This window comes from Alteribacillus bidgolensis (assembly GCF_002886255.1).
Classification (GTDB): domain Bacteria; phylum Bacillota; class Bacilli; order Bacillales; family Marinococcaceae; genus Alteribacillus; species Alteribacillus bidgolensis.
Map to the genome: position 1 here is coordinate 2,016,100 of NZ_KZ614149.1, position 15,340 is coordinate 2,031,439.

At 40.1% G+C, this 15,340-nt stretch carries 12 protein-coding genes; all 12 read right to left on the minus strand.

The genetic code is table 11. The annotated features are described in order from the left end of the window. Positions 1–230: 230 nt before the first annotated feature. The 12 genes from CEF16_RS10120 to zapA all read right to left on the minus strand — a co-directional run bounded on the left by CEF16_RS10120 (position 231) and on the right by zapA (position 15,181). Positions 231–1,562 (minus strand): S8 family peptidase, encoded by a 1,332-nt coding sequence (locus CEF16_RS10120; protein ID WP_091581918.1) that lies wholly within the window; start codon positions 1,560–1,562, stop codon positions 231–233. Between the two features lie 532 nt (positions 1,563–2,094). Further along, positions 2,095–3,066 (minus strand): electron transfer flavoprotein subunit alpha/FixB family protein, encoded by a 972-nt coding sequence (locus CEF16_RS10130; protein ID WP_091581913.1) that lies wholly within the window; start codon positions 3,064–3,066, stop codon positions 2,095–2,097. Between the two features lie 15 nt (positions 3,067–3,081). After that, complete coding sequence (locus CEF16_RS10135) at positions 3,082–3,855, minus strand: electron transfer flavoprotein subunit beta/FixA family protein (protein WP_091581909.1); 774 nt, start codon at positions 3,853–3,855, stop codon at positions 3,082–3,084. Between the two features lie 25 nt (positions 3,856–3,880). Continuing rightward, positions 3,881–4,654: an enoyl-CoA hydratase gene (locus tag CEF16_RS10140; protein WP_091581906.1), complete on the minus strand. Its 774-nt coding sequence runs from the start codon at positions 4,652–4,654 to the stop codon at positions 3,881–3,883. 25 nt (positions 4,655–4,679) lie between these two features. Continuing rightward, positions 4,680–5,276, minus strand: a complete 597-nt coding sequence (locus tag CEF16_RS10145; protein WP_091581904.1) for a fatty acid metabolism transcriptional regulator FadR — start codon at positions 5,274–5,276, stop codon at positions 4,680–4,682. A gap of 140 nt (positions 5,277–5,416) precedes the next feature. Beyond that, positions 5,417–7,114 (minus strand): long-chain-fatty-acid--CoA ligase, encoded by a 1,698-nt coding sequence (locus tag CEF16_RS10150; RefSeq protein ID WP_091581901.1) that lies wholly within the window; start codon positions 7,112–7,114, stop codon positions 5,417–5,419. Positions 7,115–7,352: 238 nt separating this feature from the next. Further along, positions 7,353–9,044: a long-chain-fatty-acid--CoA ligase gene (locus CEF16_RS10155; RefSeq protein ID WP_091581898.1), complete on the minus strand. Its 1,692-nt coding sequence runs from the start codon at positions 9,042–9,044 to the stop codon at positions 7,353–7,355. A gap of 479 nt (positions 9,045–9,523) precedes the next feature. Next, positions 9,524–9,934: a DUF350 domain-containing protein gene (locus CEF16_RS10160; RefSeq protein WP_091581896.1), complete on the minus strand. Its 411-nt coding sequence runs from the start codon at positions 9,932–9,934 to the stop codon at positions 9,524–9,526. Between the two features lie 42 nt (positions 9,935–9,976). Further along, on the minus strand, positions 9,977–12,334 hold the full coding sequence (locus CEF16_RS10165; RefSeq protein WP_091581893.1) for an endonuclease MutS2: 2,358 nt from the start codon (positions 12,332–12,334) through the stop codon (positions 9,977–9,979). 53 nt (positions 12,335–12,387) lie between these two features. Next, on the minus strand, positions 12,388–14,124 hold the full coding sequence (polX, locus tag CEF16_RS10170) for a DNA polymerase/3'-5' exonuclease PolX (RefSeq protein ID WP_091581890.1): 1,737 nt from the start codon (positions 14,122–14,124) through the stop codon (positions 12,388–12,390). 238 nt (positions 14,125–14,362) lie between these two features. Continuing rightward, positions 14,363–14,905 carry a CvpA family protein gene (locus tag CEF16_RS10175; protein WP_091581887.1) on the minus strand — a complete coding sequence of 181 codons (543 nt, stop codon included), beginning with the start codon at positions 14,903–14,905 and terminating at the stop codon, positions 14,363–14,365. Beyond that, positions 14,906–15,181, minus strand: coding sequence for a cell division protein ZapA (gene zapA, locus CEF16_RS10180; protein ID WP_425427978.1), 276 nt, complete (start codon positions 15,179–15,181; stop codon positions 14,906–14,908). It lies immediately after the preceding gene. Positions 15,182–15,340 lie beyond the last annotated feature (159 nt).

The window sequence follows — 15,340 nt, forward strand, 5'->3', positions numbered from 1 at the left end:
TCTGTCTAGGCATAAACATTTGGTATTGTTTTGATGAAAAAGCGTTCCTTTCCGTTATCATATATGTTAATTTCTTTTTGTGCTAATGATGCATATTAAGTATGGAGGGCGAAGAAAAGCGGGAAAGTGCGATCATAAAGAAGAGATAATGGTGAGAAAACGTGGAACAACGGCACATAAGCCCCGTAACACCCTAACATTATAAAAAGAGGGCTGCTTCCACCCTCTTATTAAAACAAAGATATAGAGTTTTTTGCGTTTAAATACCCAGCCCCATATATATTGGGGTTTCTGTCATTCCAATAATCGGCTCCTTCTTTTAATAATTCTTTCACGCGATCCGGTGTAAGTTGGGGTTCATATTCCAATAATAAAGCAACAACTCCTGCACAGATAGGCGCTGCCATAGATGTTCCGGAGAGTGTAAAGTAATTCTCCCCTTCTCTATTTACTTTTTGTGTTTTATCTATCAATGAATTTGGTGCTCGCAATGAAGTAATATGAACACCTGGTGCTAAAATATCCGGCTTTGTTTTTCCGTATATCGTAGGTCCTCTGCTTGAAAAATCAGCTACCTCATCGTCATCTCTTAATTCTGTTTCCTGATCATCCAGAGCTCCAACGGTTAAAATCGTCTCACTGATTCCGGGACTTGCAATTGTCTGCGGTTCAGGTCCTTCATTTCCTGCAGCAGCCACAACGACAATGCCATTTTCCCAAGCTTTATCTACCATTTTTACCATCGGATCCTCTTTTTCACTTTCATACCGCTGGGCGCTGCTTCCTAAAGACATACTAATAATATCAATCGCATTTTCTTGATTTGCATTATAATCAATGCACCATTGAACGCCTTGCATTATAGTTTCCAAGGTTCCCGATCCATTCTTATCAAGTACTTTTACTCCAACGACGTCCGCTTGCGGCGCAGGTCCCCTATATTGTCCAGAAGAAGCAGAGCCATCGCCTGCAACACATCCTGCACAGTGTGTTCCGTGCCCATTATCATCATACGGGTCGGTTTCGTTTCCAATAAAATCAGCAAAGCCTGCAATACGTCCTTCTAGATCAGAATGCGGATAAATTCCAGTATCCACTACTGCCACGGTTGTTCCATTCCCTGTCAGTTCTAAATCTTCTCCGTTTCTTTCTATATTTCTAGCATTAGCAGCTGACACAGCCGTATCTAATAGGGCAGTCACTTTACGATTTAAATAAACTTTTTTAATATGACCGCACGAATGGAGTATTTGCTCGATGACTGCAGGTGTTACATTAGCACTGCAGCAAGACACGATAGGAAATTGTTGTCTTACACCGCATTTTCTTTTTCCATTGATTAGGCGGCAAACTTCACCGTATCCTTTTTGATAATGATCATGGTTAAATTCGATAACGACAGACATTTGTTTTGATTTATTTATATAGAATTCGGCAGCTTTGTGCAGGAAACATGGAATTCGTTTAAATGGTTCGTAAAAATGCAAAATTTCTTCTTTTAACGGTTTATCTAATTGGTTACTGTAGGAGCGTACCATTTGTGTCATTTTATAACCAAACATGATAATCCTTCCTTTCTGCGTTTGGCATGTCATAGATTATGAGAAAGGAAGGGCATTAGAAACGGCAGTTTGTCTACCTTATAGGAAAAGCGCAAGCGCCCTGAAAAAAGGAAGTTCGGCTAAGGCTAAGGAACTTCTACTAAAAACGCACACGTCCTGTGTGCAACGTAGAAGTCACCACGTCCTGTGGAAGTACGTCCTGTGACAACGCCGAACTGACTCCCATCCTGGGAGCCCGCGACAAGTCAATGTTCTCCAGGCAAAAAAGTCGCTTTTTGACTTTTATGACTGGAGGTTATTGAACCTCGAGCGGATGGACGCTGAAGCTGGACATGGAAAACGCCAAACTTTTATACTTTCTTACCTTATTAGAAAAACTCAGCTTGCCGAGTCTTTATGGCAATATACTTTGATCCTTGAGCAAAGTTAAACTTTCCTAAAGTATAAAAAACTATTCGTGTTCAAGTTAGCAGAAAAGAAAAAGCTATCCCTGACTTCTTTTGGGATAGCTTTTATTCGGCAAATACAGTAATTATGTGGTTATTTTTTTAAATTCTTCGGTCAGTTTCGGGATTACATCAAAGAGATCGCCAACAATGCCATAGTCCGCTACTTCAAATATTGGAGCTTCTGGATCTTTATTGATCGCAACGATCACTTTCGAATTGGACATGCCGGCAAGATGCTGAATAGCCCCGGAGATACCAGCCGCAATATATAAATCCGGCGTAACCACTTTCCCTGTCTGGCCTATTTGTAAAGAATAATCGCAATATTCCGCATCACAAGCACCGCGGGAAGCCCCAACTGCAGCTCCTAATACTTCTGCTAGCTCTTCCAGCGGCTTAAATCCTTCTGCACTTTTTACTCCGCGTCCGCCTGCTACAATTATTTTCGCTTCTGACAAGTCGACACCGCCGCTTGTTTTCTTCACAACATCTTTAATCGTAGTGCGAAGATCTTTAATATCTACATTTATCGAAGAAATATCCCCGCTTCTAGAGGAATCCACATCAAGAGGAGTAATATTGTTTGGACGAACCGTTGCGAATACGATGCCTTCTTCTATGGCTTTTTTTTCAAAAGCTTTTCCGGAATAAATAGGGCGGGTAAATACAGCTTTTCCGTTTTCCATTACTACATCAACGGCGTCAGACACAAGACCTGCATCGAGCTTAGCAGCTGCACGAGGAGCAAGGTCTTTCCCGCTTGATGTATGACCGATAATAATACTTTCCGGGCTTTCTAGATCACAAACTTGCAGCAGTGCTTGGGTATAAGCATCGGTTGTATATTGAGCCAGTTCTGGTTTTTCTGCTGTTACCACACGGTCTGCCCCGTAATGAATCATTTTTTCAGCGTGAGATTTCAAGTTCTCCCCAAATAAAGCACCAACTACTTCTCCCCCATCAGCAATCTGCTTTCCAGCAGCAATAACTTCATACGAGACGTTTCGCAAATCACCATCTTTTACTTCCCCTAACACTAATACTTTTTTTGCCATGATAAATCCCCTCCGTTATATGACCTTTGCTTCGTTTTTTAACAAGCTGACAAGCTCATTCACTTGATCATCTACTTCTCCTTCAAGCACTTTTCCTGCTTGTTTTTCAGGCGGAAGGAAACGATCGAGCGTTTTTGTTTTTGCTTCTACGTCTTCTTCCTCCAGATCTAAATCGTCCAGATCGATGGTATCCAGCGGCTTCTTCTTCGCTTTCATAATACCAGGAAGAGACGGATAACGCGGTTCGTTTAAGCCTTGCTGACATGTCAAGAGAACCGGAAGAGTGGTTTCAATTTGTTCAACATCCCCTTCAACATCGCGTTCAATTTTTGCTGTTTGGCCGTCTATTTCTAGATTTGTAATCGTTGTAACCTGATTAATGCCAAGGCCTTCTGCCACCCGAGACGCTACTTGGCCGGCTCCGTCATCCACAGCGACGTTTCCGCCAAGAATAATATCGTATTCCTGGTCTTTCAAATAAGCTGTGAGCGCTTTACTAATAGAATAATGATCTACCTCTTCTTCGATATCTTCCACATCAATAAGGGCTGCTTTATCTGCGCCCATTGCAAGGGCTGTTCTTAATTCTTTTTCCGCTTCTTCATCACCAACTGTCACAACGGTTACTTCACCGCCGTGCTCGTCTCGAAGAACAATAGCTTCTTCAATTGCATATTCATCATATGGGTTAATAATAAATTCTGCGCCTTCTTCGTCAATCACTCCGTCATTAATGACGATTTTTTCTTCGGTATCAAACGTTCTTTTCATAATGACAAAAATATTCATTCCCTGGTCCCTCCTATAGCTTACGTTACTGATTTTTAAATGTCGGTTTTCTCTTCTCTAAAAAAGCATGAATTCCTTCTTTTCCATCATGGGAATCATATGCTTTTCCAAAAAGTTCCGCTTCTTTTTTAACTCCGTCCGAAAAACGAGTTCGTTTAGAATACTGGAGCAGCTCCATTATCATTTTTATAGTCACGCCGCTTTTAGATGCAGCCTTTTCAGCTAATGCGGTCGCTTTTTCTAATACTTCTTCGGCCGGGCATGCTTCATTAACTAATCCCCATTTTTCTGCTTCTGCACCTGTTATAGGTTCTCCAGTAAGAAGCATTTCTGCTGCTTTTGCTCTTCCAACCAAGTCAGGCAGCCTCTGACTGCCGGCAAACCCTGGGATCAATCCAAGATTAATCTCCGGCTGTCCTAACTTAGCATCCTCAGCAGCAATCCGAAGGTGACAAGCCATCGCAAGCTCTAAACCGCCGCCTAGAGCTGCTCCATGAATCGCACAGATCACTGGTTTTGTAAGGGCTTCCAAACGTTCGAACAAAAATTGGCCTTTTCTAGCCAGCTCAGAAAACTCTTCCCCATTTTCAACTTGAGTAAATTCTTTAATGTCAGCTCCTGCCGCAAAAAATTTGCCATCCCCGTGCAAAATGATTACTTTTACTTCGCCATCCGAATCTAACGTATCCAGAGCTTCTTTTAATTCCGTAATCACAGCACGGGACAAGGCGTTTGCTGGAGGGCGTTTAAACGTTAAAATGGCAATACTGCCTTCTTTTTTTATCTGGAAACATTCCATGAAAAGGTGACCTCCTTGTTTTGGCTTACGTTTTAACACCTGCCTTAAATCCGTGTAGAAGCATTTCATAAATAGGTTCTGAGAACGCTTCTAAATCATATTTACAATCTTTCATTACCCAATTTGTCGTTACTTCATCAAGTGTTCCAAAAATCATCTGACGAGCCAGCTTCTCATTAAGATGAGGGGAAAAAGCCTCTTTTTCCTTGCCTCTTATAATGATGCTTTCTATCAGCCATAAATAATCTTTCAGCACTTCATTAATGCGCTGGCGAAGAGCACTGCTGGATTGTCGAAGTTCAAGCTGTGTAACGACCGCATATTCTTGATTAGCAGCTAACTGCTTAAAATGCATAGTCACTAATGTTTTCAGCTGGTCTTCTATCGTTTCAGCTTCCTTAAGCTGCATACGAATTTTTTCAACAAAATAACTCATTTTTTCCTCAAATAAAGAAATAAGGATATCTTCTTTATTATTAAAGTATAAATAAATGGTTCCATCTGCTACCCCGGCATCTTTAGCAATTTTAGAAACTTGAGCATGATGGTAGCCGTTTCTGGCAATTACTCGGACAGCTGCTTCTATAATTTGTTCGTATTTCGGGCCCCTTTTTTTTCCCATCTTTAACTTCCTTTCCTCACACATCTTCAAATCGAATCGGCTCCAATATAGTGAATGACCATTCATTCATAAACTTTGTTCTATTGATTTTAGAAAAATTTTAACCAATTGTCAATAGGCCGAAACCTTTTCAAGATTTTCTAGGAAGGATGCCCAGATGTACGATGTTCTTTTTCCTCTTCTATTAACACTCTTTTTAATATTTTACCTACGCTCGTTTTTGGCAGCTGATTGCGAAATTCATATAAACGAGGTACTTTAAATGAAGCCAGCTGACTGCGGCAATAATCGTCCAGCTGTTTTTCGTTTACTTCTGCCCCTTCTTTTTTTACAATAAATGCTTTAATTGTCTCTCCGCGGTATGGGTCAGGTACGCCTATGACTACCGCTTCCTGTATGTTGTCATGTTCATAAAGCACTTCTTCAATTTCTCTTGGATAAATGTTAAAGCCCCCGGCAATGATCATATCTTTTTTACGATCAGCAATATAAAAATATCCTTCTTGATCCATATACCCCATATCACCAGTCAAAAGCCAGCCATCTTTAAAAGCTGCTGACGTTTCTTCAGGCCGGTTCCAATACCCTTTCATCACTTGCGGACCGCGTACAGCAATTTCCCCTATTTCTTTTTTCGGTGCAAATTGACCATGCTGTGTGAGAATAGCTGCCTCTGTATCCGGCCAAGGAAGTCCTATACTTCCTTCCTTTCGCTGCTCCCAAATTAAATTACAATGGGTTACGGGTGAAGCTTCTGTAAGACCATAACCTTCAACCAGCTTTCCGCCGGTTACTTCTTCAAATTGCTGCTGAATTTCAAGTGGAAGCGGAGCTGAACCGCTAATACAAGCTTCAATAGAAGAAAGATCAAAATCATGTATTTTTTCATTGTTTAAAAGCCCGATATACATAGTTGGCGCCCCTGGGAAAAGCGTAATTTTCTGCTTTTCGATCGTCTTTAATACCTCCTCTGGATCAAACTTAGGGAGGATGACTAATTCAGCAGCATGCATAATGGATAGATTCATAGAAACGGTCATACCATAAACGTGAAAGAAAGGAAGTACAGCAAGCGTCTTTTCTTTTCCTTGCCGCATTTTATACATCCAGCGCAAACATTGGGTTGTGTTTGCGACAAGATTGTAATGAGTCAGCATTACCCCTTTAGCAGGCCCGGTTGTTCCACCAGTGTATTGAAGTAAAGCAAGATCTGATTCTGGGGCTATATCTACTTCAGGAATTACAGACTCTCCATCTTCAATAAGTTTGTGAAAATGATGAGTGGTTTCGTTATAGTCAACTTGAACTTTCATTTCATTGTTTTTTCGCTGAGTAAGCGGATACAAAATATTTTTTGGAAAAGCGAGAGCATCTTTTATACCTGTCACAATAACATGCTCAAGGCTCGTATTTTCCATTGCTTTCATTACACGCGGGTAAAACATGTCAAGACAAACAATCGCTTTTGCTCCTGAGTCAATCAGTTGATGATTAAGCTCCCGTTCTACATACAATGGGTTTGTTTGCACAACAATAGCTCCAGCCATTAACACACCATAGTAACTAATTACAGATTGCGGTGTATTAGGAAGCATTATTGCAACCCGGTCTCCTTTTTCTATTCCTAACTTGATTAATTGATTAGCAAAGGAAGAAGCATCTGTTAATAATTGCTGATAAGACCATTGCTTCCCAAAAAAACTCATTGCATGGTGATCGGCATAATGTGCTGCTGATTCTTTTAGAAAAGCAGGCAAAGGTTTCTTTTCATACGAAATTTCCAAGGGGATCTCTTTTGGATATTGCTCATACCATATGCTTTCTTTGTCTGTTCGCAACTGTTGGACCTCCTCTTTTTCACCTCTCCTTTCTTCAAGTCATTGCTCCTCTCTCTTTCATTGTACTGAATAGTCGCTCATTTTGAAAGTATAAAATCTTCAAACAACTAGAACAAGCAGCCAAAATTCATCAGGAAGTCCTATCCTTTTCTTTTTTTCAACGTTTCTCTTTGCTGTATCAGCACTTCTCCTCTTACTTTAAAGAAGCAGACCACAAGGCTCTGCTTCTTTATGTGATTTACTGCTTTTTAATTTTTAAGCTTTTCTTTTCTTCTTCCACAAGCGTCCTTTTTAAAATTTTGCCAATCATTGTTTTTGGCAGTTCTTTTCGAAATTCATAAAGATGAGGTACTTTAAATGCTGCCAGGTAAGCACGGCAATGCTGTTCTAATTTTTCTGCTGTAACCTTTTTTCCTTCTTTTAACACAATAAAAGCTTTCACGGTTTCGCCTCGATAAGGATCCGGCACCCCAATAACTGCTGCTTCCTGAACAGCAGTATGTTCATACAGCACTTCTTCAATCTCACGAGGATATATATTAAATCCTCCGGCAATAATCATATCTTTTTTTCTGTCTACGATATAAAAATAACCGTCTTCATCCATATAGCCCATATCCCCGGTTAAAAACCAGTCATCTTTAAAAACAGCTGCTGTTTCTTCTGGGCGGTTCCAATAGCCTTTCATTACTTGGGGACCTTTCACTATGATTTCTCCAATCTCTCCTGCCTCAGCTATTTCCCCCGTTTCGGCTGATAAAATAGCAGCTTCCGTATCTGGCCATGGCACACCTATACTTCCCATTTTACGCTTTCCCCAAATCGGTGTAGATATTGCTACGGGGGAGGTTTCTGTCAGCCCATACCCCTCTACAAGCTTTCCATTCGTTAATTTTTCAAACCGTTCTTGTACTTCAAGCGGCAGCGGTGCCGACCCGCTTAAACAAACTTCGATAGAAGACAGGTCATATTTCTGAATACTAGGTTCATTGATCAGTCCGACATACATCGTCGGTGCACCGGGAAAAAGAGACACTTTATGCTTTTGTATCGTTTTTAATACTTGCGCTGGGTCAAATTTTGGCAAAATAATCATTTTAGAGTGATACATAACAGCAAGATTCATTACAACCGTCATGCCATAGACATGAAAAAATGGAAGAGCAGCAAGAACTGTTTCTTCTCCTTTTTTCATCTTGTACATCCACGTTCTGCATTGCAGAGTATTTGCAACTAGATTGTAATGCGTTAACATCACGCCTTTTGCAGGTCCTGTAGTCCCGCCTGTATATTGCAGCAAAGCCAGCTCTTTTTTAGGATAAATGGAATACTCCCAGATTTCACCTTTCTTATTAGCTAACAACTCTTTTAACGGATGAGTATTTTCGTTATAAATTATGTTTACTTTTATACCGGTATTTTTCTTTTGAATAAAAGGGTAAATAACATTTTTCGGAAAAGGAAGATAATCTTTTATGCTGGTAACAATCACATGTTCAAGAAATGTTTCTGAGCGTACTTTTTCAACCTTCGGAAATAGAATATCGAGACAAATCATTACTTTCGCGCCTGAATCATTCATTTGATGCTGGATTTCCCGCTCTACGTATAGAGGGTTCGTCTGAACAACTACTGCTCCTGCCATTAATGCCCCATAGTAGCAGATAACAGATTGCGGTGTATTGGCAAGCATAATGGCAACCCGGTCTCCTTTTTCCACTTCCAGCTGCTGCAGCTGATAAGCCAGCCTTTGAGCTTTTTCATACACTTCCTTATACGTCATATTCTTTCCCATGAAATGAAGAGCTTGTTTATCAGGCTCTGTTTCTGCTGCTTCTTTTAAATAGGATTGCAAAGACCTTTCCTCATATTCAATTGATGAAGGGATTTCGTTTGGATAATGTGAGAGCCATGCCTTTTCCTTTGTCATTGTTATTTCCCCCTTTTCTTTAGAAAAACCGGCTTACCGCCAAGTCCAAAGGCGGAAGTCATAGTTTTGCTTATACTTTAATCCTTTAACGAAGTTAAAAATTCTTAAAGTATAAGAAAACGTGACAGGAGAGAATTTACTTTACGATTTATTCCTATTCTACTTTATGAATCATTTAGCAGTATCATCCCTCTCCTTTTTATGCTTTTCTCCTTATAGCAAAGGTAATTTGCTTAACGTTAGAAAAATTCGGCTTATCGCCGGGTCCTTATGGCGAAAGCCGAAGTTTACTTATACTGTTTACCAATAAAAATTTTATAATTTCCTAACAGTGCAAAAAAAGAAGACGTGAGCCTTATTACAGCTCCGTCTCCTTTTTTGCTTTATTGAAAAAATAACAAATAAACGGCCCCTGAGAGTACAAACAATATACAGCACACAATTAATATTTTTGCTAACCTTTCCAAGCTTTTCTCTCCTTATGATAAAATCCCAGCTCCAATAACAAATGACAAACCAGTAGAAATAATAAAAGAAATTAATCCAACTGCCCTGTTATCGGCTGCAATTTCTTTATCTACTTTAAACATTGGTGTTAAAAACTCAAACATTAAATAACTAAAAACAAGCAGGAAAAAACCATAAGCCCCCCATGTAACCATGGTCAACACCGAATCATTATGTTCAATCGAAAATCGTAATATGTTGGCTACACCGAATAATTTTCCACCCGTAGCAAGAGCCACTGCTATATTGCCATTCTTAATTTCTTCCCAGTTTTTATATGGAGTAATTGTCTCAAAAATAGCCAAAAACAATATAAGAGACAAGACGGCAACACTAAAGTTTGCCGCTGCCTCTACAAACGTATTTTGCATAAATGCATCCATAACCCTCATCCCTTTCGCAGCCGTTTTACCGTGCTCGGGCTATTATTTTAATTGTACGACGGTGTTTCCAAGACCACCTTCATTCATACCGCCGTCTCTCGTTTGATTAACGCTCGGATGCTTTTTCAGCAGTTCCTTAACCCCTTTTCGCAAGGCACCGGTACCTTTTCCGTGTATAATGTGTACTTGAGGATATCCGGCAAGAACTGCATCATCAAGATACTTCTCGACTTGCCGCATAGCATCTTCATAACGCATCCCTCTTAAATCAAGCTCTGGTTTTACGTTCGTGTTTCTAGAAACTGAAGTAACTGGACGTGTCGGCTGCTTGACGGGTTCCGCTTTGACTTTTTCCATATCTTCTGCTTTTACATTCACTTTCATAATCCCAACCTGAACCTGGTATTCTTTATTATTTGCTTTCTCAAGAATTTGGCCTTTCTGCCCAAAGCTTAAAACGCGAACCTCATCCCCGGGCTTAAAGGACTGATCTTTTTTTGCCTGCTTTTTGATCTGTTTTTGCCGTTTCGTAAGTTCTGGTACCGCATCTTCCATCCGCTTTTTCGCATCAATTAATTGGTGTTCTTTGACACGGTGTCCTTCCTTTTGCAGCTCACGCAAATCACCAATTATTTCTTCTGCTTTCGAACGCGCTTTTTTCACTTCTACTTCTGCTTTTTCTTCCGCTTCTTTTAACAGAGCACTTTTCTGGTTATCTAATTCTTGCATGCTTTTATCAAGTTCTTGGTGAAGGGCTTCTGCTTCTGCACGGATTTGTTTGGCCTCTTTCATTTCTTCTTCAGCCTGACGCCGTTTTTCCTCTAAAGAAGTAATCATATTTTCTACTTGACGGTTTTCTGCATTAATCTCAGCTTCAGCTGCATGAATGATGGATTCATCAAGGCCGAGCCGCCGCGAAATAGCAAACGCATTACTACGGCCCGGAACACCGATTAACAAACGATACGTTGGGCTAAGTGTATCAACATTAAATTCAACACTTGCATTCATCACACCTTCTCGATTATAGGCGTAGCCTTTTAATTCGCTGTAGTGTGTCGTTGCCACTAATTTTGCTCCGGTTTGGTAGACATAATCAAGAATGGAAACAGCAAGAGCAGCACCTTCTGTTGGGTCTGTCCCAGCTCCAATTTCATCAAAAAGCACGAGACTTCGATGGTTTACCTTTTTTAATATATCTACAATATTAGTCATATGAGAAGAAAACGTACTTAAATTTTGTTCTATCGATTGTTCATCTCCGATATCTGCAAACACATCTGTGAAAACAGCTGCTTCAGAGTCCTCATCCACAGGCAGAAACAAACCAGACTGGGCCATGAGCGTTAAAAGTCCTGCTGTTTTTAAGGTAACTGTCTTCCCTCCAGTATTTGGACCGGTAATGACTAACGAAGAAAAACTTGTTCCAAGTTCCACATCAATAGGAACAACTTCCTCTTCTGAAAGAAGCGGGTGCCTTGCCTGTTTAAAATCTAAACGGCCCTCTTCATTTAAACGGGGCTGCACTGCTTTCATATCCTTTGCGTAATACGCTTTACAAAAGAGAAAATCCAGTTCTCCTAAATAAACAGAATTTTCGATAAGCTCCTCGGTATGTTCCTGCACGTGAGAAGAAAGCTCTTGTAAGATACGTTCTATTTCCTGGCGCTCTTTTACTCTCGCTTCACGAAGTTTATTGTTGATATTTACCACAGCCTGTGGTTCTATAAAAAGGGTTGCCCCAGAAGCAGACTGGTCATGGACAATACCGCCAAAAGAGGAACGGTACTCTTGTTTTACGGGTATAACGTAACGATCGTTTCGAATCGTTACAATCGAATCTGATAATTTTTTTTGCTGATCAGAAGAACGGGTCAACTGTTCGAGTTTTGAACGCACTTGTGATTCGCTGCTTCGTATTTGCTGGCGGATACTACGCAGTGCAGAACTAGCCGCGTCCATTACTTCTCCATGATCATCGATGCATTGTTTGACTGCTCGTTCTAAATCAGTTAAAGGAACAATATTTTCTACTAATTCCAAAAGCAGCGGCAATTCAATTTCCTCTTCTATCATTGATTCCACAAATGATTTCAGGCGCCGTCCAGCATATATGGTGTCGGCGATCTCCATTAGTTCACCTGCGTTTAACATGCCGCCTATTTGTGCACGTTTTACATGAGCATGGATGCTCTGGATCCCGCCTAGGGGAACTTGTCCTTTTAAACGCAGCACCTTTGTGCCTTCATACGTTCGCTGCTGCTCTTTTTTGGCCGTTTGAAGATCAGTATGAGGCTCTAGCTCCTCAATTTTTTTTCGACCTAAAGAAGAAGCTGCGTGTTCCTTTAACTGCTCTTTCATTTTGTTATATTCTAATACACGTTTTACTCGTGCATTCATTTCTTTCATCCTTTCAAAGAAAAAGCGCTGACGGCTCTACTGGATGATCATTATCATCCTCTTTCTTCCGCTGTATTCTTTCTTTTATTATTGAAAAAAGAAACAAGTGAATCATAGTTCCTTGTATTTATAATTTGATCTTTTGTTAAAAGAGCTTTTCTTGCGATACCTGTACCAATTTCCATATGATCAAGCATTTCAGGATGGTGGGCATCTGTATTAATAGAAACCATCGTATCGTACTCTTTTGCTTTTCTTAACCAATCGGAAGCAAGATCAAGCCGGTTTGGGTTAGCGTTCAACTCAATAGCTGTGTCTGTTTCTGCCGCACGCTTTAAAAGTTTTTCCACATTTACTTTATAACCTTTTCTCCGCCCGATCAATCTTCCGGTTGGATGAGCAATAATGTTAACATATGGACTGTTTAATGCTGCTTCTATGCGTTTCATAATTTTATCTTCTGTTTGAGAAAAAGAAGAATGAATAGAAGCAATCACCACGTCAAGCTTCTGAAGAACTTTTTCTTCTAAGTCGAGCATTGCATCAGGACGAATGTCCATTTCAATGCCAGCTAAAAGCTCGATATCATCAAATTTTGCGTTCACCCTTCTTATTTCATCTATTTGGCGAAGCACCCTTTCTTCATCAAGACCATGGGCTATTTGCAAAAATTTAGAGTGATCCGTAATAGCCATCCATTCATAACCACGCTTGCGCCCTTCTTCAGCCATTTCTTCAATAGATACGGCTCCGTCGCTCCAAGTTGTATGCATATGCAAATCACCGCGTATATCCGTTTTCAAAACCGTATCGTATGGTTGTTTAAAAATGTCGGTTTCATCTCTGCCAAGCCTTGCTTCAGGCGGAATATAGTTTAAGCCGAAATGGCGGTAAAAATCTTCTTCTGTTTCAAATGTAGAAAGCTCTCCTGTTTCTTGGTCTTCCACTCCATATTCACTTACTTTTTCTCCCTGCGCTTTCGCCAGCTGCCGCATCATAACATTGTGTTCCTTTGAGCCAGTAAAATGATGCAGTGTCGTCGCAAATGCTTTTTCTTCTACTAATCTAAAATCTGCTTGAATGGAATATTCAAAATTAAGCTCTACTGATACTTTTGATTGACCATCAGCCATCACTTCAGAGACGATCCCCATTTCGGTCAATTGTTTGCGAACAGCGTCAGAGTCCTCCACAGACAAAATGTAATCAAGGTCCTTTATTGTTTCTTCCATGCGTCGTAAACTACCAGCTCTTGCAAACCGTTTTACTTTACTCAAGCTATTCAGCTCAGCTTCTAGTTTTTTGGCCGCATCGAGCATAAAACTGATCGGCAGACGTTCCGGGCGAGCTCCCGCTTCATTTAATGCTTCTATTATTTTTTCCTCTGTTTTTGCCCCGAAACCAGCAAGCTTTTGTACTTGTTTTTCTTCACATGCTTTTTTTAAAGCAGCAGCATCGGTAACATTTAATTCCTGGTATAGTTTCGCTAGTTTCTTGCCTCCTAAACCTGGAAGTTTTAATAGAGGAACCAAACCAGCAGGCACTTCCTTTTTCAACGTTTCCAACACTTCTGCTTTTCCTGTTTCACGCAATTCTTTAATGATGGCAGCCGTACCTTTTCCAATGCCTGTTAGTTCGGCTGGGTCCCCAATCTCCTTTAAGGAGCGTTCATCCTGCTCTAGCGCTTGTGCTGCTTTGCGATATGCAGATACTTTAAAGGAATTTTCTCCTTTTATTTCCAAGTAAACGGCTATTCGTTCTAATTCTTTAATAAGCTCCTTTTTATTCACATTTCCTACTCCTTCCGTGCACTCCCTTTATTTAAGAGGAGGATATCCAAGAAAAGCGCAAGAACCCTTGTCAGCCTCAACAAGTAAATGTTCTCCAGGCAATAAAGGCGCTCTTACTTCCACAGGATGTGGTGACTTCTGCGTTGCACACAGGACGTGTGCGTTTTTAGCACATGCTAAAATTTTATATTTTCCTATCAGTGGTACGAAAAAACTTCTCCAACAGAGAAGTTTTCACTTACACCCCTTGGCCCCAAAGTTCTTTTAACCAATCGGACAAAAATGGGGTGTGATTTATCATCAAGTTTGCTATCCAGGAATCGCTGATTGCATTTTGTAAAGCCTCAATAGGCATTAATGCAGCGGTAATTAATAAAATAAACAAAATTAAATACGTCTCTACAAATCCAAGCAGGCCGCCAAGCCACCTGTTTATTGTTCTTAAAACCGGTAGATGTGATACAAAATCAAGCATGGAACCAACGATTTGGAGTAATATTTTTGCAGCAATAAACAGTAAGAAAAAGGAAATTCCAGCATAATATACCGTTTCCATATCAAAAGACTCTACCATCATATGAATAATACCGTCTCCATCATTCGACAACCTTGGATAAGGAAGCCACAGCCGCAAATATTCGGCTAGGTCACGATAGAAATAAAAAGCAATAAGTAGTGCTGCAAAAAAACTGATTAAATGTATTAATTGTAAAACAAAGCCTCTTCGAAGTCCTACGAAAAAGCTCCCGATTAAAATCAAAGCTAATAACAGACTAAGCATTTATCCCCGTTCCCCATCTTTTTCATTTCGTTCCTTTTTTTCGTACTGATCTATCTTTTCTTGAAGCTTCATATACTCATCCACAACGTTTAAAGCTGTTAAAACAGCAAGCCTGGTTGTATCCAAGTAAGGATTGTATTTTTTAAATTCCTTCATTTTTTGGTCAAGGTGTTCAGCAACACTTATGACGTGCTCTGGAGATTCATCCCCTTTTATGGTGTATTGCTGGCCATATATTGTAACGGTTGTTCGTTGTTTATCATTTTCTGCATCCACCAGATAAGCCCCTTTCCTCTCCAAAATACCTACCCATTATAATAACAGAATCAAATTAGAATGGAAAACTTTTTAAGACTTCTCTGTTCACATCAAAATCATATGCTTCTCCCTAAATATAATACGTTTTCTGCTTGTTTTCGCTGTTTTTTTACAGCT